The following is a 19837-nucleotide window of genomic DNA, read 5'->3' on the forward strand; positions in this document are numbered from 1 at the left end:
CATCCTCCTCACCGCTGAAAGCAATCTGCCATGACTTCTCATCTGGCCGCGGCCGCCGCCGCCGCATTGCCGGCTTCCCCCGAGCCGTTGTACCTGGACGACCTGGCCGTCGGCGACCGCTTCACCAGTGGCGAGCACGCCATGGACGAGGCACAGATCAAGGCCTTCGCGGCCCAGTTCGATCCGCAGCCGTTTCACCTGGACGACGCAGCCGGCCGCGCCACATTGTTCGGTGGCCTGGCCGCCAGCGGCTGGCACACGGCGTCCGTCACCATGCGCCTGCAGGTGACCACCGGCCTGCCGATTGCGGGCGGCATCATCGGCGCCGGCGCGGAAGTCAGCTGGCCCCGGCCCACGCGCGCTACCGATGTTCTGCACGTGGTGAGCGAGGTCCTGGAGATCCAGCCGTCCAAGTCCAGGCCGGACCGCGGCATGGTCACGCTGCGCAGCGAAACCCGCAACCAGCAAGGCGATGTGGTGCAGATCTCCACGGTGCGCATCGTGGTGCCACGCAGGCCCGCGGCGGCTGAGCCCGGGGCGGCTTCATGAGCGGCGCAGCCACAGCGCCGGCAGCGCCCGCGCCACTCGATGCGCGCACCCGCATGCTGCTCGAGGCACCCATCGCCCCCACCTTGCTGCGCCTGGCCATGCCCAATGTGCTGGTCATGCTGGCGCAGGCCGGCGTGGGCCTGATCGAAACCTACTTTGTCGGCAAGCTCGGCACCGATGCGCTGGCTGGCATGGCGCTGGTATTCCCGGTGGTCATGCTGATGCAGATGACATCGGCGGGCGCCATGGGCGGCGGCATCGCATCGGCGATTGCGCGGGCGCTGGGCGCGCGCCGACGGGATGACGCCGATGCGCTGGTGCTGCACGCTCTGGTGATTGCCGCGGTGTTCGCGCTGGTCTTTACCGTGTCGGTGGTGGGAGGAGGGCGCTGGCTCTACACCCGCATGGGAGGCACGGGCGGCGCGCTGGAGGCGGCGTTGGTCTACTCCAACTGGGTGTTTGCGGGTGCTTTCCTGGTTTGGCTGTTCAACACGCTCTCGGCCGTGATCCGCGGCACGGGCAATATGGCCGTGCCCGCGTATGTGACGGTGCTGGGCGCGTTCGTGCTGCTGCCGCTGTCGCCGCTGCTCATCTTTGGCTGGGGCCCGGTGCCAGGCCTGGGCATTGCGGGCGGGGCGCTGGCGCTGATGGCGTACTACGCAGTGGGCAGTGTGGTGCTGGCGGGCTACCTGTGGTCGCCACGGAGCCTGCTGCGCCCCTCGTTTGCGCACATCCGTTTTCGCTGGACGCTGTTCAAGGACATCTTGCGGGTGGGGTTGGTCGGAACGGTGTCGACCGTGGCCACCAACCTGGCGATTGGCGTGACGACCGCGCTGGTCGGCGGCTTCGGCACGGCGGCCATCGCGGGCTATGGCACGGCGTCGCGGCTTGAATATCTATTGGTACCGCTCGTGTTCGGCCTGGGCGCACCGCTGGTGGCCATGGTCGGCACCTGCATCGGCGCCGGCCAGCGTGAGCGGGCCCTGCGCGCCACCTGGATCGGTGCCGGGATGGCGTTTGCGATGGCTGAGGCCATCGGCCTGTGGGCCGCTGCCTATCCGGGCACGTGGCTGCGGCTTTTCAACAGCGATCCCGCCATGCTGGACGCGGGCGCGCTGTACCTGCGCACCGTCGGGCCGGTCTATGGCTTCTTCGGGTTGGGGCTGGTGCTGTACTTCGCATCACAAGGGGCAGGGCGTTTGTTGTGGCCGGTGATCGGCAACATCGCCCGGCTGGTCGTGGCAGTAACGGGCGGCTGGCTGGCGCTGCGCTGGGGCGGTGGCCTGACCGCCGTGTTTGCCGCGCAGGGCGCAGCGCTGGTGCTCTACGGGGTGATCAACGCCTGGGCGATTGCCGGCGGCGCCTGGTTTGGGCGGGTGGGCTGGCCGCGCAGCATGTCGGGCTTGCTTAGCAGGGTCTCGCAGGCTTGAAATATGAGTAAAAACAGGCTCTAGCGCTTGACACATAAACGCTAATAGCTATTAATTTAGTAGCACATCGGAATTTTTGCCTTGCAGTGCGAGCGAACCTTTGGGCGAATCGGTTGAATTGAGGTCTCGCGGATGGGCGATAGCACCACGTGAAGCGCAGCCACAGCGACACTGTTTTGACAGCGCGACAGAGCCCGCCGCAGACCCCGAGGCCGCGGATTCGCACCACGCTGATCCGTGAGCAGTGTCCTCAGACCGGCACCGTGTAGTTGAGCGTCATGCGGCCGCCGTCCACGGTCACGATCTCGCCCGTGACGTAGCTCGCCGCGTCGCTGGCCAGCCAAGCGACCACATCGGCAATCTCGGAGGGCTCGCCCAGGCGCTTCATCGGCGTACGGCTCAAGATGCGGTTCTTGGCGTCATCGCTGGTCAGCACGGCCTTGGCGGCGAGCTCGGTGGCGATGGTGCCGGGCGCCACCGCGTTCACGCGGATGTTCTGGTCAGCCAGGGCCAGCGCCATGACACGGGTGAGTTGATTCACGCCGCCTTTGCTCACGTTGTAGCTGGAGATGCTGGGAATCGTCAGCACGCCGTTGACCGAACTCATGTTGATGATTGAGCCGCCACCCGTGGCCACCATGGCCCGCGCGACCGCCTGGCCGACCAGAAACGAGCCCTTGAGGTTGACGCGAAGCACCGCATCAAAATCCGCCTCGGTCACCTCCAGAAAGTCCGCCGCCCGAAAAATACCGGCGTTGTTCACCAGCACATCAATCCGCCCGTGCGCCGCCAAGGTCTGCGCCACTAGCGCATCCACCTGCGCCTTGTCGCCCACGTCGCAGCGCACATAAAGTGCACCCAGCTCCTGAGCCAGCGCCTGGCCGCGGCTGTCGTCCACATCCACGATCACCGGCTTGGCACCTTCGGCGGCAAAGCGGCGCACGCAGGCTTCACCAATCCCTTGCGCGCCGCCGGTGACGATGCAGACACGGCCTTGGTGGCCGAAGTGGACGGAGGATGGGCGGGTGGGAGCGAAGGTGTTTGGAATGGTCATGGGTGAATGGTAGCCAGATGGCATGAAGGCGGACTTGGGAGCTTGGCCTTGGCGACCCGACTGGACGCTGCTTATGACTTTATACGATGTATATCAAGTTGATTATTAGAACGATTATCTAACCTCGCGTCAGCATTAGAGAATCCGCCCAAACCCATTACAAGCAAAATGCTCGCGGCGGCCCCGCCGAGTTTCTTTACAAACCCCCGCCACTCCTCCGCGTCGTCGGTTTTCTCGGTCTTCTCGGCGCGCTCAAGTTCGAAGTCCGCGATCACGGCCGCTGGCTGATCCCCCAATATTTCCGCGATCTTGAACGCGACGAGGGGGCCCGGAACAACTTTGCCGGCCTGGTATTTCGCAATCAAGCTGGATGGCACGTTGAGCGCCTTAGACAGCTTGTAGTCGCTGGTGATGTTGCGTTTTGCCTTCACGGCGGCGAGGTATTCGAGGGTCTTCATGGGCTGGCTTCCTTAGGCAACATGCCTTAGGGGAGGCAATGTAGTGCGTGACGGCAACGCATGCAACAGGGGGATTGGTTAGCCGCATGCTTGACGATATTGCATGCATGCAGTTAAATCGCGCCGTCCCCCGGTCTGCACCCACAACCTGGCGGGCTGGCGCTTTCACCCGGTTTCTAGCTGATCGGGGGACACCCTTCCGAGGCGCTGGACCGTTTGAAAGCGCCACATGTCCTCAGCGTTCATCCGCTACCACTTCGACTACCGATATTTCTTCGTCGTGGCCCACGGCAGGGTCGGCAAGGCCTTCTTCGGCGAAGGCCCCCACTGTGGATTTGGCACCGCTGTCGTAGACGACTTCGGCAACCTCGTCGCGGTGGAGGTCTAGACCATGGCCACCACCGTCAAAACGGCTCACGGGCGAGCCATCACCGCATCCCCCCAGCTTGTCCCCGTCCTAGGCGGCCTTCCTCAGGAACGCGTGCAACTGATCGTGCGGCAGGGGCCCATGGTTATCTCGGACGCCCTGTCTAAGGCAGATGCCTACATGCTGGGCATGGGGCTGATCGCTGCCGCTGGCGACCTGGCCCCATGAGCGCCGTCGCCACGCCCGCCAAGCGGGTTCCGGTGGACGGCCTAGCCGGCATCACCCTTCCTCCGGCCGTTCTGGCCAAAGAGATCCACAACTCCATGCACTGCCTCGATATCGCGCGGATGTACCTGCGTGAGGCCCGCATGCGCGCTTGCAACGACTACCCGGTGGTCTGCCCCATCGGTATCGCTGTCGTGGCCCTGGAAGAGGCCATTGAGGCCGCTGTCGCTCGTCGCGCAGCACTGGAGGCCATGTGATGGGCGCAGCGTCTCAGGACACCCCGCGCGGGGGTGTCGCGCAGTCTCGGTATACACGCGAAATCCATACACACGGCGGGGGCCTACAGGAGAAGCTCGATACACGGCGCAATGGCCTGCGCCGGCGTCACACGGCCCTCAGGACCTCGCAATCCATCCTGTTCGTCAAAAACCTGGAACCGAAAGCCCAACACCGCACTGTGTGGTGCCACCGGCATGTGATCGACGATGTGGCCATGCCGGTTTTCCGGAAGCTCGACGGCGGCCGGGCCCGGCTGGGCAAAGTCAAGACCTGCGGCAGCGTCTGGGCTTGCCCCGTGTGCGCCGCCAAGGTGGCCGAGCAGCGCCGCCGCGAGCTGCAGCACGCCATGGTGGCCCACGTGGCCGCTGGTGGGCACGCCTACCTGCTGACCTTCACCTTTCCGCACTACGTGGGCCAGACGCTGGCCGATCTGATGGAGCCTTTCGGCAAGGCCCGCCAGTCGTTCCAGAACTGCAGGAAGTGGAAAGCGGTGATGGAGCTGGCCAACAAAGTCGGCGTGGTCAACAGCCTGGAAGTCACCTATGGCGGCGCGAACGGCTGGCACCCACACCTGCACATGCTCGTGTTTTGCGATGCCGGCGCCTTCGCCGAGGGCCCGGCCGACGACGCCGGCCGCCTCACGAGCCCGGCCATCGAGCATTTGCGCGGCCACTGGGTGCGCCTGCTGGAAAAGCGCGGCCTCGTGGACGCCAGCAACCGCAACTGGGCCGGCCAGTACGCATTGGACGTGCGGGGCGGCAAGGACGCGGCGGACTACATCGCCAAGTGGGGCCACGATGAGACCTGGGGCATGTCCTCGGAACTCACCAGCAGCCACGCCAAGATCGGCAAGCGCGACAACTGGGGCGCGCGCGAGCACTACACCCCCTTCCAGCTATTGGAGCTGGCCCGGGGTGGTGATGGGCACGCCATCTGCGCCTTCCGCGAGTTCGTGGCCGAGTTCGACGGGCGCCGCATGCTGACCTGGTCGCGCGGCCTCAAGGACCACTTCGGCATCGATGAGATCGACGACGACGAAGCCGCGGCCGAGCCCGAACTCACCCTTGACGACGAACACCAGGTGGGAACCATCGAGCAAGAGCAGCTGCAGGTGCTCACGCGCTTCGGCCGCCTGGGCGACTTCCTGGCCTTTGTCGCCGAGCACGGCCACCGCGAGGATCCCCAGCAGCTCATTGATGACTGGGTGGCCGCCGCCGCCGAGTTCGGGGGAAGGCAGGGCAGGGGGGACATCCTGGTCGACCGCCTGCGCATCACCGATCACAGCTACTTTTTCGTCCCCGACCTGGTGGAGGGTTGATGGCATCGAGCACCAACACCAGCGCCGATGCAGTACTGCGCTACCCGGGCGGCAAAAACGGCGCCGGCGTGTACCAAACCATCATCAGCGCGATTCCCCGGCATCACACCTACGTCGAACCCTTCGCAGGTTCGGCCGCCATCGCCAGGCGCATCGCGCCGGCACCCACCACCATCCTGATCGAGCGCGACCCCGCGCAGCTGGCAAAGCTGCAGGCGGCGATGCCAGCAGCTGACTTCATCTGCGCCGATGCAGTACCGGTGCTGCAAAACCTGACGATGGGTGATGACCTGGTCGGGTGGTTTTTTTACCTAGACCCGCCTTATCTGCACAGCACGCGCAAGGATGTCAGCCTGTACCGGTTCGAGCTGGACGACGCCACGCATCACCACCTGGTCACATCGCTGCTGCCGGCGCTGTCCGATCGCGGCGCGTGCTGGGCGCTGTCCGGGTACCGAAGCGCCATGTATGACGAGGCTGCAGCCAGCTCGAGCTGGCATCGCCTGGACTTCACGGCAATGACCCGGCGCGGCCCAGCCACTGAATCCCTGTGGACCAACTACGACCCGTCGACCATCGTTCCCCATGACCTGCGCTACATCGGCGGCAGCTTCCGGGAACGCGAACGCATCAAGCGCAAGGCCGGCCGCTGGGTACAGCGCGTTCTGGCGATGCCGGATCTAGAGCGCCAATTCATCATGGCCAGCCTCGCCGCTGTTGACGGTGGGATCCCATCGCCAGCAGCGGCGGGGCAGGCCTTGGACCCCGCGCCGGGCGGTCCCCGGCATTCAACTGGAGAACGCTGATGCGTCAATTCAACACCTGGAACAACGTGCAGGTCAAAAACGAGGATCACGAGAATTTCGGCCGCGCCGGCAAGGTCGCCGACACCAACGGATATGCCGAAAACGAGGTGCCGGTGATGCTGGATGCAACGCCTGAGACAGAGGATCAGCCAGCGCAGCCAGAAGAGCTTCTGGTGTTCGACGCTTCCGACCTGCGGGCGCTGTAAAGCCATGGCCCGCAAGTCCGAGCGAGTGGGGCGCGGCAAGTGCCCTATGTGCGGCGACCGCGTCACGTTCCATCGGACGGCGGGCGGCATGCTGAACTACGAGTGTGACGCCGACGACTGCGGCCACAACGGCTACGCGCACGTCGGCGGCGCGTGTGAAAAGAAGTGGCTGCGCAGCATCGAGAGCGCGCCGGGCCCGGTTGCCGCACCGGTACCGGTCCCCCCGGGCGATCCACAAAACCCGCCGCTGGGCGCCACCGCCAATGCCCGCAAATCCGCAACCCTGCTGGGATAGCCCATGACCGCCAAAACCGAAGCCATCGACCCCCTGGAAAACGCCGTGTTCACTCCGGTGGACGCGCCCAAGGGCCCCGCGCAAGAGCAGCAGCAAGCCGAAGCCGACGAGGCCGCGCAGCAAGAGGCGCAGATGCTGCAGGCCGTGAGCCTGGGTGTCTCCAAGATCGTGTTTGCCGGCCTGCGCGCCCTGCGCTCCGCCATCTCCAAAAGCATGCCGGAGATCCTGGAGGAGTGGCCGGACGAAGTGCTGCGCGGCCCTGCCGACGCAGCGGCGCCGGTCCTGCAAAAGTACATGGAGCGCATCACCGCGCTGGCCGGTCGCAACCCCGAGCTGGCAATGCTGGTGGTGGCATTGGTGCCCCTGGCCATGGGCTACGTGTCTGCCGTCGAGAAGCACTCGCGCACTATCGAGGCCGTGCCTGTGAAGGCGCCCACGTGAAGCCATTCCGCTGGGCCGCGTTCGGTGCCACCGGTACCGGAAAAACCGCATGGGTCGTGCAGCAGCTTGCAGCCATCAAGCCGCCCCGGCTGATGGTCTGGGACCCCAAGCACGATGACATGCTGAACGGGGTTGGCCAGCCCTTCACCGATTTCGGCGCGTTCGTGCGGGCGTGCAAGGGCAAGGCGTTCAAGGCGCGCTACCTGATGAACCACGACTTCAACCCGCACGAGCAGTTCGCCCGCTTCTGCGAGCTGGCATGGCGTGAGGGCAATGTGGTGCTGTTCGTCGACGAGCTGGCCGAGGTGACCAAGGCCAGCCACGCACCGGCGGCCTGGAAAAAGATCGTCAACGTGGGCAGGCGCTATGAGAACGGCACCAAGTCGATCAGCATCATCGGCGCGAGCCAGACGCCCACCGAAGTGGACAAGTCCTTTCTGAACAACTGCGACCTGATCCACACCGGCCGCCTGGGCAACATCGCGGCGGCCAAGTCCTTTGCGCAACAGTGGGGCATCAACGCGGCCGAGATCAGCGGCCTTGAACCCCTGCATTGGTTGGAAAAACGCGACACGTCGGCAGAAATAACACGCGGCGTCATCAAATTTTCGACCCGCTCCAAGGGTCCAAAACAGGCGCCTTAGGCGGTCCGCCTTAGGGGGCGGATTTTCTTTTTTGTCGGGCACAGGTTTTCATCGGGGCATCGTTTCAACAACCCCGGATGCCTGAGGCCCCGACATGAACCTGACCACTTCCCAGCTCACCAAAATTGCAATCGCGCTGGGCGGTTGCTTCGCAGCCTACAAGTTCATCGACAACCCCGCAGCGCGCACCATGGCGCTGGGTGTTGCCGGCGTGATCGTGGCGCGCCAAGTGCCCTACATCTCCGACGCGCTGAACTGATCGGGGCCGCTATGAACAAGCAAGTACCTCTTGATCCGTTTCAAAACGTCGTCGCCTCTGGTGTCGCGATCTCCGACCTGATCAAGCTCAAGGGCTCGGTTCTGGAGAAAATCACCCTCACGCTGGGTGGCACCTTCACCAAGTCGATGATCACCAAGATCGAGCTCAAGGCCAACGCCAAGACGATCTGGGAATCGGATGGCTCCAAGCTCGATGCGTCGAATCTGTACATGGGTGGCGCCGTCGATGCGACCATCCTCAAAATCGACTTCATGGACCGCAAGGCCGTGACACCCAACGCACGCCAGGCGGGTTCCATCGACCTGAGCCAGGGCTCGGGCATCGAGACCATTCGCCTCGAAGTGACCATTGCCGGCGCCACCTCGCCCACCATCAAGGGCCTGGCCGACGTCTCGCCGCCCACCAATGACCCGGCCGAGGTCTACATCCGCCCGCTGATCGCCCGGCGCCATCGCGCCACGCAGGTGATCGGCGGCGCGGGCACGTTCTCCATGCTGATCCCTCACATCGAGCCCTCGGGCGGCGGCAGCAACTACCGTCGTGTGTACTTCTACAGCGCCAACATGACCGGCATCAAGACGGTGCGCGAGGGTATCAACGAATACGAGTTCTCGAAGCTGGAAAACGAGGCATCGCAGAAGGACAACTTCCGCGTGCCGCAGGCCAACCTCGTGGTGTTTGACCCTGTGCAAGATGGCCAAATGTCCGGCCGCACCTGGGACACCCGCAAGGCGGTCGGCGTGGCCTCTGCCATCTTCTACGGCACGTTCTCGGCCGGTGAAACCATCACCATCGAGACCGAAGAGCTGATCCCTTACGCACCGTTCTGACCATGAACGAAGCGGAACTGATCGCAACGCAGGACCGCCTCCGTCCGCTCCGGATGTTTGTCGGGGCGTTCTCTGGCGCGCTTGCTGGCTATGACCAGGCTGTGCAGGGCCAGGATGGCTACTCGTGGAGCATCCCCGGGCAGTTCCAATCCATCGGCCCCAACGGCGTGGCTATCGAGGGCCGGCCTGTCACGATCTCTCGCAACGGCGGCGTGTTCATCTCGCCCATGGTTGTGTTGATCGGTCTGGGCGCGGCCGCTGTGCTGCTGCTTCGCAAGGGCTGACTATGGCGCTCAACCTGGCAATACCCGGTGTTGGAAGCCTGGGCTTCGGCATGGGCTTGCCCCCGCTGCAGCTCAGTAGCTCGGCCAGCTCGGGCATGGACCAACGCGGCGCGCACTTCGGCGCGAGCAACGGCGATTTCATCGTGAACATGGGCGGCTCTGGCACTTCGCTGCAAGGGGCGTCCGGTGGTGGGATCAACTGGTGGCTGATCGCTGCAGGGGTCGCCGCGTGGTACTTCCTCAAGAAGTAACCGCCACCGACTGGACGCCCGAGGCCGTGGAGGCCATGCGTCCATCGGTCGAGGCCAGCCCGTGGGGCGGCTTGGCCAACCCTCACGAGGCGCTGCGTGGCGCGCACCTCTTCACCTTCGCAGACGGCGGCCAGCGTGCGCTGGTGGCCCTGCGGCCGGTGGTCTTTGGTCGTGGCACACGCCTGGATGTGGTGGGCCTCGTGAGCCAGGGGGATCGTCTGCACGGTGCAGCGTTCGACCAGGCGCTGATGGCCACCGCCCGCTGCTTCGGCGCCAGCGTCCTCGCCATGACCACCGCCCGAGAACACATTGAACGCCAGTGCATCCGCCAAGGGTGGGAGCGCACTGGCTCCGTGATGACGAAAGCAATCCATGTCTGAAAGCAACAGCGACACCTCGCAGAGCACCAACCAGACCGACAACCGCAGGGTGATCGGGCAGGGCGGGGCGTCGGCCGAAGGTGGCTCTTCCATCACCATCAACACGCTGGACAACGGCGCGGTGAACGCTGCATTTGCCTATGGCAATGACGCGGGCAAAGCGGCCTTCGGCTTCGGTGGCCAGACCATCGATTTCGCGGGGGAGACCGTCATGGCGGCGCTCGGGTTTGGGGGCAAAGCGCTGAATGCGGCGCTCGATGCCAACAGCGATGCCCTGGCTTTTGCCGAGTCCACCAACAACACCGCGCAGCGCAACGCCTACAACTTCGCGGGCGATGCCCTGGGCGGCTCTCTGGGCCTTGCCACCTCGGCGATGAACAAAGCGTTCAACGCCTCGGAATACGTGGGCGCGATGGTCAAGGATGCCTACGCCGACGCCAAGGGCCGGGGCGCCCTGACCGACAAGATTCTGATCGGCGCCGTGCTGGCCATGGCCGTCGTCGCCTTTGCTGCGGTGAAAAAATGAAACCATCGGCCATTTACACCTTCTCGGTGCCCGCAAACAGCGTGTACCAGCTCCAAGTGAGCGGGGAATATTTCAAAATCCTCGCCGCCGATGGCGCCGTGGACATGCGCGCCGAGTGGGGCACCCTCAAGGGTCTGATTGCTGGCCAGGGCCTCGAAACGACGCCCTTCCAGCGCCTGGAGATCACCGACGTTTCGGGCTCCAGCAACAACATCCGCCTGTTCATCGGCGATGAGAAGTTCATCGACGGCCTGGCGGGCTCTGTCACTGTGTCTCAGATGGTGGTGCCGCGTTCCTCGGCCTTCTCCAACCTGAACAAGACGGTGACCAACGCCAGCGCGCAGCTACTCGCGGCCAATGCGGCGCGCCAGTACCTGCTGATCCAAAACAAGGACACCGCGGGCAATCTGTACATCTCCTTTGGTGCCGGTGCGGCCACGGTGGCGAACGGCGTGCGCATCATCCCTGGCGGCTCTTACGAGCTGCCGGGCGGCGTGTGCACCACGCAGGAAGTCCGGGCCATCGGGGATATCCCCAGCAACGCCAACATCGTGACGGTGGAGGGCTGAAGCATGCCTATTTCATCTGGATCAGCGGGCGGCCTGCCGGGCTTGAACCTCAAGGCCTATGCGTACATCACATCGGCAGGCGCATTAGTTCGGGGTCTGAATATCGCTTCAGTGACTCGGACGGGTGTCGGCCTTTATGACGTAGTTTTCACAACGCCAATGTCTGGGACCTCTTACGTGGTGCGGCTGACAACGGACCGCCAGGGCTTCTACCTGGGGGGTATGGCAAGCAAGGTAGCGGGCGGGTGCACTGTATCGCCAACCACGGCGAACTCGTTTGCAGCGGCAGACGCGGCGGGCCTCTGGGAGTTCTATGAATGAACCGCTTGCTCTACCTGCTGGCGGGCGTCGTGGTGGTGCTGGTGGCGGTGGACCTGGCGCAGCGCCAGGCCGCGCCGGGCGCACCGGCCTGGGACGGCATGTTGCCCGATGGCTGGCAAGGCCTCGTGCCCGAGTGGGGCGACCAGGCAGAGCCGCCAGAGCCAGTGCCTGACGACGGCCAATCAGGCAATGGGCAAGTCATCTCCACCAACCTCTTTGAAGACATGATCAATTCCGCGAAAACCTCCCTGGGCCTGTGGCGCCCGCCTGCCGCCTACGCCGGCATGATCGCCACCGCTGAGACCACGCACGGCATACCGCGTGACATGCTGGCCCGCCTGCTGTGGCAGGAGTGCCGCTACCGCGAAGACATCATCACCGGCCGCGTGGCCAGCTCGGCCGGCGCGCTGGGCATCGCTCAATTCATGCCAGCCACGGCGCGCGAGATGGGCATCGACCCGCTGAACGTGCCGCAGGCCATCGACGCGGCCGGCCGCTATCTGGCCAGGCTGTACAACAAGTTTGGCAACTGGACCGAAGCCCTCGCCGCCTACAACTGGGGGCAGGGGAACGTACAGCGCAAGGGCCTGGGCTCCGCGCCCCAAGAAACCCGCAACTACTACAGCCAAATCCTCGCGGACGTGAACGCGGGCAACGGCACCAACTGGGCTTGAGACCATGAGCGCTGCAACTTCCCCTGGCCCAAACAACCTGCTGATCCTGGCCGTGCTCGGCATCGGCGCCTACTACCTCATGAGCCGCCGCGCGATGGCGCAGCCGGTGTACCAGCAAGGCGGCCAGCCCGGGCGCACCGCGCAAAACGCGTCGATCATCGGCGCCGGCCTGGGCGCGCTCAACAACCTGTTCAGGGGTAGCGGGTCCAGCGGCTCTGGCGTCCCGCTCAATGGCACGTACGACGGCCGATCGCAAACCCAGTGGGATGTGACTCCGCAGGGCCCGGGCGGCCCGCAATACAACAACCCGAGTGCCTACGTGGCAAACGACGGCGTTGCGGCCAATCCGCCCTTCAACAGCGCGTACGACTTCTCTAACGAGTATTGGTACTGAGCATGGCCATCGACCGCAAAGCCATCATGGTGGTCGCCGCAGTGGCTGGCATCGGCCTGCTGCTGTACATGCGCAAGTCCGGCAACTCGGCGGCCTTGGGCAGCTCGGGCGGCCTGTTGGGCGCCGCCAGCTCAGCCGCCAACTGGGCCAGCCAGCCCATCGTGATCAACACCACCACGAAACCGCAGGTGGTCGACGGCACGGCCTCGGGCACCAGGCCAGCGGCTGCGCCTGCACCTGCCCCCGCCGACGTCGGCAGCACGCGGCCGACTGTTGCGCCAGGCGGCGCCGTGTGGGGCGGGACCACGGGAAGCGGCCCCCAGATCACCGGCGTGGACAACGGCAGCAGCTACGGCAAGCCAGGGCCCAACGGCACTTGGATTTGGCCTGACGGCACCACCTCGAAGCAGTTCTGATGCGAGTTGCGCCGGTCTCTGCCGATCTGTTGATAAAGCTGGCGCTGCTGGCCGGCGGCGTCATCGTCGTGGCCTACGTGGTGCGCAAGGCTTCCACGGCGGCCGGCGATGCTGCAGGCGCGGTCTGGAGCACGGCCAGCCAGGCGGTGCGCGATGGCGCCTGGGCAGTGACTCCCTGGAACAACGAAAACGTCGTCTACCAGGGCGTGAACAACACGCTCTTTCCAGACGGCTCCGACACCCTGGGCACCTGGCTCTACGGCATCACGCACCCAGAACCGCGCCCGGAAAACATCGGCACCAACAGCGCCTTCTACGTGCCCACCGGCTGGGACGTCACGCCCCAAGGCCCCAACGGTCCCCGATACAACAACCCCAGCGCCTACATCGCCCCCGTGGGCGCGCACTCGATTTACAGGTGACCCATGCACTTCAAGAAAACCGCCATTGCCCTCGCCATCGCTGTGCTGCTGTCCGGCTGCGGCGGCCTGCACGTGTCCTGGGTGGCCACTGCAAGCTACAACGCCACCGCGATCACGCAGATGGAGTCCACTCATTCCGGCGAGGAAAAGCGGAAGTGAAGTTCACCACCGCGTTAGACCTGCGCCGGGTCGAGGATGTGAGCCGCGACGGCCGGGGCACCTGGGTGCTGCTGGCCCCGCTGGGTTTCGAGTGCTCGAGCATCGGCGCCGGCAGCGTGCCTGCAGGGTTCGTGACAGACCTGGCCAGCGTGCCCCGCCTGCCGGTGGCCTTCTTTCTCGCCGGCGGCCTGGCCCACGCAGCCGCCGTGCTGCATGACTGGCTCTACACCACGCACCAGGTCGACCGTGCAACAGCGGACGCCCTGTTTGAAGAGGCCGCCATTGCCTGCGGCGTGAGCCCGTGGAGGGCCTGGGTGATGTGGCTGGGGGTGAGGGCAGGGGGCGCGAGTTCCTGGGCCGCCACGGGCCCCGCGCAGCCCGCCAACGTGGCAATACAAATTCAACAAGAGGGATTTCTTCCATGAGTTTCGAACTCCTGCTGCAGCTGGCTGGGCCGCTGGGCGTGGGCGTCGGCGTGTACGCCGCCATCCGCTCCGACCTGGCCCGCATCTCGCTGCTCGCCCAGCACGCGCACGAATCGGCCGGCAAGGCCCACGAGCGCATCGACCGGATCAACAGCAAATGAACCTGAAAGCCTTCATCCCCACGCCGGCCGAGTTCGGCCGTGAAGCCCTGATCTTGCTAGGCGGCGCGCTGATCGCCGCCTTCTTGATGCGCCAGCTCCCATCTGTGCGCCAGTACATCCGCGAAGCCTGGGGGGAGCCAGGCGGGCACACCTGACGATAGGAGATCCACATGGCCAAACGACGCATGCCACCCCGCCACAAATCCGGCCCCAAAAAGGGCCAGTTCAAAAAGCGCCGCTGACCGCAGCGCGAGAACTCCAAGGGTTTGAGCCGCCTCCGGGCGGCTTTTTCATTGGCAAATCAGGGTCTAGCGCTTATCCGACAAGCGCTGATAGCTATGAAATTGATAGTCAAACGAGCTGCAGCACCACCAGCGCACCAGGCGCCCGGAACTCTTGCTCATTGGCCGCGACCCAGCGCGCCGGCGCCCGCCAGTTGATCGCGGCCTCCAGCTCGCGCACCTTGCCCAACAGGAACTGATGCGACCAATGAGCCTCGGCGCAGGCATCGGCAAACCCCCAGCTCGTGAGCCAGTACAGCGCCTGCAGCGGCGCGGCCGGCACCGGCGATTCCTCGCGCAGCCACCGGCGCAACGTGGCCTCGTGGACGTCGAGCACTTTGCAGACCCGCACAAAACCAATCTCTTCGACAAACAGGCGCAGCTGTGCTGCACCACGGACACGTGGCACCTTCAACATGAATCACTCCTGGGGTTTTTGGTTATCGAGCTGGCGCCGCTCGATGGGGATGATGGGCGTGGCCCCGGAAGGCCAATGCGCCGAAAAGCGGGAGGTTGTCTTAGGCCAGGCTGGGCGCCAGGCCGTCGAAGAAGCCGGCCTTCTTCCTTGACTTGATACGATGTATATTATGTAAAATCAATCAGGCGAGGCAGCGTTGCAAATGTCTTGTCCCTCTGCCCAAAACCTTAGCCCCCCTGTCCGTCGTGAACTTAAGTTGTCGACAACGCGTCGATGCAAAGCCAAGTCCATCCTACTGTGGCGCGTAACACCGGCTGCTTTGAGAGCGCCCAAACGTATAGCCAGGACTTCGCTTCGGTCAATCTCTTGTGAGATCAGGGCGTGCGATTCACACCCAACCAGTACGACCCCGCTTGGCAGACAACGTCTGCCATTTCACCGAAGTCCATGGGTTTGACGACGTAGCTATTGACCCCCAGGTCATAGGATTGCGCCACATCGCGTTCTTCCTGCGAAGACGTCAGCATCACTACGGGAATCCGTCGCGTGCGCTGGTCTTCCTTCATGACACGGAGCACCTCCATGCCGTCGACACGGGGCATTTTCAGATCCAGAAGCACAAGCTTCGGACTGGCCTCATCGTGCTGCGAATACTCGCCACGGCGGAACAGATAGTTGATGGCCTGCTCGCCGTCTTTTACCCACAGCATCTTGTTGGCAAAGCCGCGTTTTTTCAGCGCCCGTATCGCGAGCTCTGCGTCGTTGGGACTATCCTCGACAAGGAGAATATCGACCTCTTCAAACAACTCCATCGCAGCTCTCCCGTGGGACGGTGAAATAAAAGGTAGCCCCTTCGCCTGGGTTTCCGTCTGCCCAGACCCGGCCTCCGTGCCGATGGACTATCCGCTGGACCAGTGCAAGGCCCACGCCCGTTCCAGGGAACTCGGTGGCGTCATGCAGCCGCTGAAACACCCCGAACAACTTGTCCTTGTACTTCGGGTCGAACCCGGCTCCATTGTCACGCACAAAGAAAATGTGTTCCATATCGTCGGAGATGGCTCCGATCTCAATGCGTGGATGGGGCTGTTTCGAGGTGAATTTGAGGGCATTCGACAAAAGGTTGGTCCATACCTGGCCCAGGAGCACCCGGTCTCCCAGCGCCACGGGCATCGCCCCAATGTGCAAGTTCACATTGCTGAAATCATCGCGTTCCTTGAGCGCATTCCAGGTGGTGAGGACCACATCGCCCATGTCTACCCCCCCTACTTTGAGCGCCCGTCGGCCGAGGCGCGACAGTGCGAGCAGATCGTCGATCAGCACGCCCATCCGTCGCCCTTCGTTCTGAATGATCTGGATCTTTCGCCTGGCTTCATCGTCCAGGCTGGCACCGTGGTCTTCCATCAAAGCGTCAGAAAAACCCACCACCCAGCGAAGCGGTGCACGTAAATCGTGCGAGACGGAATAACTAAAGCTCTCGAGTTCCTGGTTGGCAGTTTGCAGTTGCATTGTGCGCTGGGATACGCGTTGTTCCAACTCGGCATTGAGTTGGCGTATCTCCTGTTCAGCGCGCTCGCGCTCTTGCACTTCGCGTCCCATTGCCCGGTTGGCCATCTGCAGGTCTTCAGCGCGCCGCGCAATCTCTGACAGCATTTCATTGAAGGCATCAGCAAGGTAGCCGAGTTCGTCTTGCGTAGTCTTGGTAACGCGCAGGGAAAAGTCCTTGTGCTCAGTGACCTGCCGGGCTACCTCGGTGACAGCGAGGATGGGTTTCGTCAAAGCCGACTGCAGCCACGCTGAAATAACTGCAGCCACCAGCAAGCTCAGCGCAGTCACGCTGGCCAAGATGCCAAGGTAGCTGCGAAACCGCTGCACCAGTTCGTAGTCGGAACTCAGGTAGACCGTGCCCACGATCTCGTTATTTTCAAGAATTCTCTTGGAGACCGCCAACTCGTTGCCTTGCAGCTGCACTCCATCCGCTTGTGGCAGCGGGGGGATTTTGTGTCCTTCGGCGGCGCCCTCCCCTCTGTATTGCGCCACCAGCTTGCCCCGGGCGTTGTAAATGGCAGCGGCTCGGATCTGGCGTCGGGTTTCCAGCAAAGAAAGATTGGCCTTCGCTGACTTGTGATCATCAAACGCCAAAGCCGGGCCCGTCGCGCGGCCCAGGATTTCGGCCTGGGTCAGCAAATCACTGACGGCATGCTGTTTGTAGGTCTGAAGTTCGTACCAGGCCAGCGCGGACCCTGCCACGGCCAGCGAAACGAAGGTCGCTGCGAGCATGGCCAGCAAGAACTTGTAGCGGAGTGAGCGTGCAACAGCATTGAGCATCTAGCGCCCCTCGGCATGAACCTTCTGGGCGACCGCGAGCAATCGCGAGCTCAGACGCAACCCGCTTTTTTCCACAGGGTCGAGTGACACTTCGAAGCGAACATGCCGGTCTACCAACAGAAAGTTGATCATGGCCCCGTGCGCCAGACCCGTTGGCTCCTCGGTCACGACGAGGATAGGCCGCGTTTGCAAGGTGCTCCTCAGTGGTTTCAGCCGCGCAGCGTCCCCTTTGCCGACGAAGAGGATCGCCATGTCTTCCAGCGGGTCCCCTGCCTTGAAGCGGCGCACCGCAATGCTGCGCGATTGGCTCTTGCGGCCCTGAACGATGTGCGCCAGTTCGTCAGCGATGGCATCGGCGCCTAGCACCCCGATCGTGAAGGGGGTTTGCACGGACCCTAGGAATCCATCCGGCCATTCGACGTAGCCGGCAAACTTGTAGAGAAACGCCGCCTTCACTTGCGACTCTTCACTCGGTGAATCGGGTTGCGCGGCGCTGGGGCGGATGGCCATGCCGAGCAGAAGCACTACCAAGGTCAGGCTTTGCTTCCAGTGCAGCGCAGACATCCAAGCTCTCACAAAGTCCACCTGATGCGCAACGCAATATTGCGGGGAATCTCTCTGCGGCTCAGTGCTGAGCTGAATTCCGTGTGAGCGCTGTCAAACAGGTTTTGCCCCACGATCGAAAGATCAACGCCTGGGCGCACGGCCCAGCCAAAACGCACATCCACGGCTGTGTACCCCCGCACCGCCGGATCTGGCAAAGCCCCGACCCTGCGCACGATGACATCGAGCTCCTGGCGGTTGGGCAGATTGAACCCTGCGCGCAGCATCCATTGGTGGCCGGGGTCGTTGCCCAATGCACGCGGGCCCTCCGGGTCGGTGCTTCCGGGCAGTATGCGCAAGTTCTTGCGCAAGACCGACACCCCTCCCGCGAGCCGCAGATTGCGCGCTGCTTGCCATTCGCCCCATGCCTCCAGCCCCCAAGTCTTGCCCCCGATCATGTTCTGCACTTGTGCGCCGGGAGCCGGCTGCCCGCTGCGCAGTTTGTCCCAGTGGTGCTGAAATGCCGTGACCGAATAGGACAGCGTTGACGAAGGCTGGGCCCGGTATCCCAGTTCGAGAACCTTGGCAACTTCGGACTCGAAATCAGGGCCCCCTGCGATGATGAAGGGCGGATTGGGCGGCAGCCGGATGTCCCGGTCCAGGCGAGCCGGCGCGCGCACGGCACGCGAGACTGCGCCCCACCACAGTTGCTCCTGGGACGGCTTCCATTCCAAACGTGCGCTTGGAAGGGACTCCCATCCCGTGAAGTCATTCCTTTCGAATTTTGTGCCAACGGTCACGTTCAGGCGGTCCGTCAGGCGGAACTCATCTTGCACAAACAGGTTTGTCCAGCGCAATCTTGCTTGGGCCGGCACAAAGCCAAAAAGGACGCCAGGGCGAATGATGTCGTTCGCCTGCCTGTACCCCCCGCCCCAAAGCAACCGGTGCGAGCCTAGGGGCACCCCGTGCTGAAACTCCACGTCAAAAACGCGCTGCCGTGGTTGGTACAGCAATGCATCCTTGCGGTCCGTAAAGTCGTAATAAGCCTGAAGCCGGATGTCTTGCCCCGCGTCAAGTTTTCGCGACAGGCGTCCAAGGATGTTGGCGCCAGAGGCCTCGACCTTCCCGATGTCGGTGCGGCCAAAGAAGCCGCGGGCGTCCGTGGCCCCCTCGTAGACATCGCCTTGTACGGTCAGTTCGGTGGTGTGATCCGCCCAGTCGGCCCGCCAGCCCAGTTGTCCCCGTGAACGTCCGTCCGTAGCAGGTGCGGTACCTGCCTGCACCACCGGCCGCGTGGCATCGGCCTTGCCATAGACGCGAAAAGTGCCGCCTTCCCCCAGCACACCGCCGTATCGAAAAGAGGCGTCGCGCCCTTGGCTGCCGGCGCCAACCACCAACAACCCTCCCTGGGTGTTGGCAGACGACTTGCTGATCACATTGATCACGCCGTTGACCGCGTTGGCGCCCCACAAGGTTCCGCCTGGGCCGCTGATGACCTCGATCCGATCGATGTCCTCCAGCATGACGTCCTGCTGATCCCAGAAGACTCCAGAAAAGAAGGGCGTGTAAACCGTTCGCCCATCGATCAGGACCAGCAACTTGTTACCGATGGCGTTATTGAAACCCCGCGCACTGATGGCGTATTGGCTCGCGTCAAGGCGGGCCACCTGAAGATTGGGCGCCAGCCGCAACGCCTCCGGCAGGGTAGTGGCGCCCGAACGGCGGATGCTCTCGGACGTGATCACAAAGATGGAGGCTGAGGCATCCCGCAGCAGTTCGGGGTGCCTAGAAGCGGACGTGACCTGGATGTTCGCCAGCTCCTCGAGCGAAAGCTCGGCCAGGGCAAAGGCTTTGCTATCCTGCGCATGCACGGCAGACAAGGACAGCGCCAGCAGTCCGCTCAGGTACGTTCGGGTCTGTATCACTGCCTACCTCCCACGTGTGCGCCAGCTTTTGTAGCCGGACTTGAAACAATGGTAGGTTGAAAACCTTGCGCTGCAAACATTTCAACTGCGGTTGCGCACCCAAACGACGGAAACTAAGAATTTCTTGATGCGCGGGGTGTCGCCCCCTAGACTGTTCGCAGCACGGCAGTGTTCCACAGGC

General features: G+C 63.8%; 33 protein-coding genes. 26 read left to right on the forward strand and 7 right to left on the reverse strand.

Features of this window, described 5'->3' with window-relative positions; translation table 11 throughout:
- The first annotated feature begins 30 nt into the window (after window positions 1-30).
- Together ACSQ3Q_RS12350 and ACSQ3Q_RS12355 are read left to right on the forward strand one after the other, a co-directional pair.
- A complete protein-coding gene (locus ACSQ3Q_RS12350; RefSeq protein ID WP_436134662.1) occupies window positions 31-549 on the forward strand; it encodes a MaoC family dehydratase in 519 nt (172 codons plus the stop codon).
- Window positions 546-1979, forward strand: coding sequence for an MATE family efflux transporter (locus ACSQ3Q_RS12355; RefSeq protein WP_436134663.1), 1434 nt, complete (start codon window positions 546-548; stop codon window positions 1977-1979). Before ACSQ3Q_RS12350 ends, ACSQ3Q_RS12355 begins: the two co-directional genes overlap by 4 nt.
- A gap of 250 nt (window positions 1980-2229) precedes the next feature.
- Here the strand turns inward: ACSQ3Q_RS12355 and ACSQ3Q_RS12360 are convergent, their stop codons facing one another.
- Together ACSQ3Q_RS12360 and ACSQ3Q_RS12365 are read right to left on the reverse strand one after the other, a co-directional pair.
- A complete protein-coding gene (locus ACSQ3Q_RS12360) occupies window positions 2230-3033 on the reverse strand; it encodes an SDR family NAD(P)-dependent oxidoreductase (protein ID WP_436134664.1) in 804 nt (267 codons plus the stop codon).
- A gap of 71 nt (window positions 3034-3104) precedes the next feature.
- Complete coding sequence (locus tag ACSQ3Q_RS12365) at window positions 3105-3491, reverse strand: hypothetical protein (RefSeq protein WP_436134665.1); 387 nt, start codon at window positions 3489-3491, stop codon at window positions 3105-3107.
- 229 nt (window positions 3492-3720) lie between these two features.
- On the opposite strand from ACSQ3Q_RS12365, the gene ACSQ3Q_RS12370 reads away from it, so the two are divergent.
- The 24 genes from ACSQ3Q_RS12370 to ACSQ3Q_RS12485 all read left to right on the forward strand — a co-directional run bounded on the left by ACSQ3Q_RS12370 (window position 3721) and on the right by ACSQ3Q_RS12485 (window position 14319).
- Window positions 3721-3879, forward strand: a complete 159-nt coding sequence (locus tag ACSQ3Q_RS12370; protein ID WP_436134666.1) for a hypothetical protein — start codon at window positions 3721-3723, stop codon at window positions 3877-3879.
- 3 nt (window positions 3880-3882) lie between these two features.
- Complete coding sequence (locus tag ACSQ3Q_RS12375; RefSeq protein WP_436134667.1) at window positions 3883-4086, forward strand: hypothetical protein; 204 nt, start codon at window positions 3883-3885, stop codon at window positions 4084-4086.
- Entirely contained in the window at window positions 4083-4340 is a 258-nt protein-coding gene (locus ACSQ3Q_RS12380) for a hypothetical protein (RefSeq protein ID WP_436134668.1), read from the forward strand. The genes ACSQ3Q_RS12375 and ACSQ3Q_RS12380 overlap by 4 nt, the downstream gene beginning before the upstream one ends.
- Window positions 4341-4576: 236 nt before the next feature.
- The gene (locus ACSQ3Q_RS12385) at window positions 4577-5680 is read left to right on the forward strand and encodes a protein rep (protein ID WP_436134669.1); all 1104 of its coding nucleotides are present in this window, start codon (window positions 4577-4579) and stop codon (window positions 5678-5680) included.
- Complete coding sequence (locus ACSQ3Q_RS12390) at window positions 5680-6486, forward strand: DNA adenine methylase (protein ID WP_436134670.1); 807 nt, start codon at window positions 5680-5682, stop codon at window positions 6484-6486. Before ACSQ3Q_RS12385 ends, ACSQ3Q_RS12390 begins: the two co-directional genes overlap by 1 nt.
- Window positions 6486-6692, forward strand: a complete 207-nt coding sequence (locus ACSQ3Q_RS12395) for a hypothetical protein (protein WP_436134671.1) — start codon at window positions 6486-6488, stop codon at window positions 6690-6692. Before ACSQ3Q_RS12390 ends, ACSQ3Q_RS12395 begins: the two co-directional genes overlap by 1 nt.
- 4 nt (window positions 6693-6696) lie before the next feature.
- Window positions 6697-6987, forward strand: coding sequence for a hypothetical protein (locus tag ACSQ3Q_RS12400; RefSeq protein WP_436134672.1), 291 nt, complete (start codon window positions 6697-6699; stop codon window positions 6985-6987).
- Window positions 6988-6990: 3 nt separating this feature from the next.
- Entirely contained in the window at window positions 6991-7428 is a 438-nt protein-coding gene (locus ACSQ3Q_RS12405; protein WP_436134673.1) for a hypothetical protein, read from the forward strand.
- Window positions 7425-8072, forward strand: coding sequence for a hypothetical protein (locus ACSQ3Q_RS12410; RefSeq protein ID WP_436134674.1), 648 nt, complete (start codon window positions 7425-7427; stop codon window positions 8070-8072). The genes ACSQ3Q_RS12405 and ACSQ3Q_RS12410 overlap by 4 nt, the downstream gene beginning before the upstream one ends.
- Before the next feature lie 94 nt (window positions 8073-8166).
- Complete coding sequence (locus ACSQ3Q_RS12415; RefSeq protein ID WP_436134675.1) at window positions 8167-8331, forward strand: hypothetical protein; 165 nt, start codon at window positions 8167-8169, stop codon at window positions 8329-8331.
- An 11-nt stretch (window positions 8332-8342) separates the two neighbouring features.
- Window positions 8343-9182, forward strand: a complete 840-nt coding sequence (locus ACSQ3Q_RS12420) for a major capsid protein P2 (protein WP_436134676.1) — start codon at window positions 8343-8345, stop codon at window positions 9180-9182.
- 2 nt (window positions 9183-9184) lie between these two features.
- Entirely contained in the window at window positions 9185-9466 is a 282-nt protein-coding gene (locus ACSQ3Q_RS12425; protein WP_436134677.1) for a hypothetical protein, read from the forward strand.
- 2 nt (window positions 9467-9468) lie between these two features.
- Complete coding sequence (locus ACSQ3Q_RS12430) at window positions 9469-9717, forward strand: hypothetical protein (protein WP_436134678.1); 249 nt, start codon at window positions 9469-9471, stop codon at window positions 9715-9717.
- Window positions 9696-10097 carry a hypothetical protein gene (locus ACSQ3Q_RS12435; protein ID WP_436134679.1) on the forward strand — a complete coding sequence of 134 codons (402 nt, stop codon included), beginning with the start codon at window positions 9696-9698 and terminating at the stop codon, window positions 10095-10097. The genes ACSQ3Q_RS12430 and ACSQ3Q_RS12435 overlap by 22 nt, the downstream gene beginning before the upstream one ends.
- Entirely contained in the window at window positions 10090-10623 is a 534-nt protein-coding gene (locus ACSQ3Q_RS12440) for a hypothetical protein (protein WP_436134680.1), read from the forward strand. Before ACSQ3Q_RS12435 ends, ACSQ3Q_RS12440 begins: the two co-directional genes overlap by 8 nt.
- Window positions 10620-11192 carry a hypothetical protein gene (locus ACSQ3Q_RS12445; protein WP_436134681.1) on the forward strand — a complete coding sequence of 191 codons (573 nt, stop codon included), beginning with the start codon at window positions 10620-10622 and terminating at the stop codon, window positions 11190-11192. Before ACSQ3Q_RS12440 ends, ACSQ3Q_RS12445 begins: the two co-directional genes overlap by 4 nt.
- Window positions 11193-11509: 317 nt before the next feature.
- On the forward strand, window positions 11510-12187 hold the full coding sequence (locus ACSQ3Q_RS12450; RefSeq protein WP_436134682.1) for a transglycosylase SLT domain-containing protein: 678 nt from the start codon (window positions 11510-11512) through the stop codon (window positions 12185-12187).
- 4 nt (window positions 12188-12191) lie between these two features.
- Window positions 12192-12581: a hypothetical protein gene (locus tag ACSQ3Q_RS12455; RefSeq protein ID WP_436134683.1), complete on the forward strand. Its 390-nt coding sequence runs from the start codon at window positions 12192-12194 to the stop codon at window positions 12579-12581.
- 2 nt (window positions 12582-12583) lie between these two features.
- Window positions 12584-12997: a hypothetical protein gene (locus ACSQ3Q_RS12460; RefSeq protein ID WP_436134684.1), complete on the forward strand. Its 414-nt coding sequence runs from the start codon at window positions 12584-12586 to the stop codon at window positions 12995-12997.
- The gene (locus ACSQ3Q_RS12465; RefSeq protein ID WP_436134685.1) at window positions 12997-13419 is read left to right on the forward strand and encodes a hypothetical protein; all 423 of its coding nucleotides are present in this window, start codon (window positions 12997-12999) and stop codon (window positions 13417-13419) included. The genes ACSQ3Q_RS12460 and ACSQ3Q_RS12465 overlap by 1 nt, the downstream gene beginning before the upstream one ends.
- A 3-nt stretch (window positions 13420-13422) precedes the next feature.
- A complete protein-coding gene (locus tag ACSQ3Q_RS12470; protein ID WP_436134686.1) occupies window positions 13423-13578 on the forward strand; it encodes a hypothetical protein in 156 nt (51 codons plus the stop codon).
- Window positions 13575-14003, forward strand: coding sequence for a DUF1353 domain-containing protein (locus ACSQ3Q_RS12475; RefSeq protein ID WP_436134687.1), 429 nt, complete (start codon window positions 13575-13577; stop codon window positions 14001-14003). The genes ACSQ3Q_RS12470 and ACSQ3Q_RS12475 overlap by 4 nt, the downstream gene beginning before the upstream one ends.
- Window positions 14000-14164: a hypothetical protein gene (locus tag ACSQ3Q_RS12480; protein WP_436134688.1), complete on the forward strand. Its 165-nt coding sequence runs from the start codon at window positions 14000-14002 to the stop codon at window positions 14162-14164. The genes ACSQ3Q_RS12475 and ACSQ3Q_RS12480 overlap by 4 nt, the downstream gene beginning before the upstream one ends.
- Window positions 14161-14319, forward strand: a complete 159-nt coding sequence (locus ACSQ3Q_RS12485) for a hypothetical protein (RefSeq protein WP_436134689.1) — start codon at window positions 14161-14163, stop codon at window positions 14317-14319. The genes ACSQ3Q_RS12480 and ACSQ3Q_RS12485 overlap by 4 nt, the downstream gene beginning before the upstream one ends.
- A gap of 196 nt (window positions 14320-14515) precedes the next feature.
- On the opposite strand, the gene ACSQ3Q_RS12490 is transcribed toward ACSQ3Q_RS12485, so the two are convergent.
- The 5 genes from ACSQ3Q_RS12490 to ACSQ3Q_RS12510 form a co-directional block, all read right to left on the reverse strand.
- A complete protein-coding gene (locus tag ACSQ3Q_RS12490; protein WP_436134690.1) occupies window positions 14516-14863 on the reverse strand; it encodes a hypothetical protein in 348 nt (115 codons plus the stop codon).
- Between the two features lie 374 nt (window positions 14864-15237).
- Entirely contained in the window at window positions 15238-15675 is a 438-nt protein-coding gene (locus ACSQ3Q_RS12495) for a response regulator (protein ID WP_436134691.1), read from the reverse strand.
- Entirely contained in the window at window positions 15662-17188 is a 1527-nt protein-coding gene (locus ACSQ3Q_RS12500) for a sensor histidine kinase (protein ID WP_436134692.1), read from the reverse strand. The genes ACSQ3Q_RS12495 and ACSQ3Q_RS12500 overlap by 14 nt, the downstream gene beginning before the upstream one ends.
- A complete protein-coding gene (locus tag ACSQ3Q_RS12505) occupies window positions 17189-17752 on the reverse strand; it encodes a YfiR family protein (RefSeq protein ID WP_436134693.1) in 564 nt (187 codons plus the stop codon).
- 8 nt (window positions 17753-17760) lie between these two features.
- On the reverse strand, window positions 17761-19656 hold the full coding sequence (locus ACSQ3Q_RS12510) for a TonB-dependent receptor plug domain-containing protein (RefSeq protein WP_436134694.1): 1896 nt from the start codon (window positions 19654-19656) through the stop codon (window positions 17761-17763).
- Window positions 19657-19837: the final 181 nt, after the last annotated feature.

It is taken from the genome of Acidovorax sp. LjRoot129 (assembly GCF_964253765.1).
Taxonomy (GTDB): domain Bacteria; phylum Pseudomonadota; class Gammaproteobacteria; order Burkholderiales; family Burkholderiaceae_C; genus Acidovorax.

Excerpts from the sequence above, each read along its gene's own strand:
- ACSQ3Q_RS12405 (WP_436134673.1), top strand. The coding sequence starts at position 6,991 with ATGACCGCCAAAACCGAAGCCATCGACCCCCTGGAAAACGCCGTGTTC.
- ACSQ3Q_RS12415 (WP_436134675.1), top strand. The coding sequence starts at position 8,167 with ATGAACCTGACCACTTCCCAGCTCACCAAAATTGCAATCGCGCTGGGC.
- ACSQ3Q_RS12455 (WP_436134683.1), top strand. The coding sequence starts at position 12,192 with ATGAGCGCTGCAACTTCCCCTGGCCCAAACAACCTGCTGATCCTGGCC.
- ACSQ3Q_RS12370 (WP_436134666.1), top strand. The coding sequence starts at position 3,721 with ATGTCCTCAGCGTTCATCCGCTACCACTTCGACTACCGATATTTCTTC.
- ACSQ3Q_RS12425 (WP_436134677.1), top strand. The coding sequence starts at position 9,185 with ATGAACGAAGCGGAACTGATCGCAACGCAGGACCGCCTCCGTCCGCTC.
- ACSQ3Q_RS12465 (WP_436134685.1), top strand. The coding sequence starts at position 12,997 with ATGCGAGTTGCGCCGGTCTCTGCCGATCTGTTGATAAAGCTGGCGCTG.
- ACSQ3Q_RS12390 (WP_436134670.1), top strand. The coding sequence starts at position 5,680 with ATGGCATCGAGCACCAACACCAGCGCCGATGCAGTACTGCGCTACCCG.
- ACSQ3Q_RS12495 (WP_436134691.1), bottom strand. The coding sequence starts at position 15,675 with ATGGAGTTGTTTGAAGAGGTCGATATTCTCCTTGTCGAGGATAGTCCC.
- ACSQ3Q_RS12365 (WP_436134665.1), bottom strand. The coding sequence starts at position 3,491 with ATGAAGACCCTCGAATACCTCGCCGCCGTGAAGGCAAAACGCAACATC.
- ACSQ3Q_RS12485 (WP_436134689.1), top strand. The coding sequence starts at position 14,161 with ATGAACCTGAAAGCCTTCATCCCCACGCCGGCCGAGTTCGGCCGTGAA.
- ACSQ3Q_RS12395 (WP_436134671.1), top strand. The coding sequence starts at position 6,486 with ATGCGTCAATTCAACACCTGGAACAACGTGCAGGTCAAAAACGAGGAT.
- ACSQ3Q_RS12400 (WP_436134672.1), top strand. The coding sequence starts at position 6,697 with ATGGCCCGCAAGTCCGAGCGAGTGGGGCGCGGCAAGTGCCCTATGTGC.
- ACSQ3Q_RS12460 (WP_436134684.1), top strand. The coding sequence starts at position 12,584 with ATGGCCATCGACCGCAAAGCCATCATGGTGGTCGCCGCAGTGGCTGGC.
- ACSQ3Q_RS12490 (WP_436134690.1), bottom strand. The coding sequence starts at position 14,863 with ATGTTGAAGGTGCCACGTGTCCGTGGTGCAGCACAGCTGCGCCTGTTT.
- ACSQ3Q_RS12355 (WP_436134663.1), top strand. The coding sequence starts at position 546 with ATGAGCGGCGCAGCCACAGCGCCGGCAGCGCCCGCGCCACTCGATGCG.
- ACSQ3Q_RS12500 (WP_436134692.1), bottom strand. The coding sequence starts at position 17,188 with ATGCTCAATGCTGTTGCACGCTCACTCCGCTACAAGTTCTTGCTGGCC.
- ACSQ3Q_RS12375 (WP_436134667.1), top strand. The coding sequence starts at position 3,883 with ATGGCCACCACCGTCAAAACGGCTCACGGGCGAGCCATCACCGCATCC.
- ACSQ3Q_RS12420 (WP_436134676.1), top strand. The coding sequence starts at position 8,343 with ATGAACAAGCAAGTACCTCTTGATCCGTTTCAAAACGTCGTCGCCTCT.
- ACSQ3Q_RS12360 (WP_436134664.1), bottom strand. The coding sequence starts at position 3,033 with ATGACCATTCCAAACACCTTCGCTCCCACCCGCCCATCCTCCGTCCAC.
- ACSQ3Q_RS12385 (WP_436134669.1), top strand. The coding sequence starts at position 4,577 with ATGCCGGTTTTCCGGAAGCTCGACGGCGGCCGGGCCCGGCTGGGCAAA.
- ACSQ3Q_RS12480 (WP_436134688.1), top strand. The coding sequence starts at position 14,000 with ATGAGTTTCGAACTCCTGCTGCAGCTGGCTGGGCCGCTGGGCGTGGGC.
- ACSQ3Q_RS12470 (WP_436134686.1), top strand. The coding sequence starts at position 13,423 with ATGCACTTCAAGAAAACCGCCATTGCCCTCGCCATCGCTGTGCTGCTG.
- ACSQ3Q_RS12505 (WP_436134693.1), bottom strand. The coding sequence starts at position 17,752 with ATGTCTGCGCTGCACTGGAAGCAAAGCCTGACCTTGGTAGTGCTTCTG.
- ACSQ3Q_RS12430 (WP_436134678.1), top strand. The coding sequence starts at position 9,469 with ATGGCGCTCAACCTGGCAATACCCGGTGTTGGAAGCCTGGGCTTCGGC.
- ACSQ3Q_RS12350 (WP_436134662.1), top strand. The coding sequence starts at position 31 with ATGACTTCTCATCTGGCCGCGGCCGCCGCCGCCGCATTGCCGGCTTCC.
- ACSQ3Q_RS12380 (WP_436134668.1), top strand. The coding sequence starts at position 4,083 with ATGAGCGCCGTCGCCACGCCCGCCAAGCGGGTTCCGGTGGACGGCCTA.
- ACSQ3Q_RS12445 (WP_436134681.1), top strand. The coding sequence starts at position 10,620 with ATGAAACCATCGGCCATTTACACCTTCTCGGTGCCCGCAAACAGCGTG.
- ACSQ3Q_RS12440 (WP_436134680.1), top strand. The coding sequence starts at position 10,090 with ATGTCTGAAAGCAACAGCGACACCTCGCAGAGCACCAACCAGACCGAC.
- ACSQ3Q_RS12450 (WP_436134682.1), top strand. The coding sequence starts at position 11,510 with ATGAACCGCTTGCTCTACCTGCTGGCGGGCGTCGTGGTGGTGCTGGTG.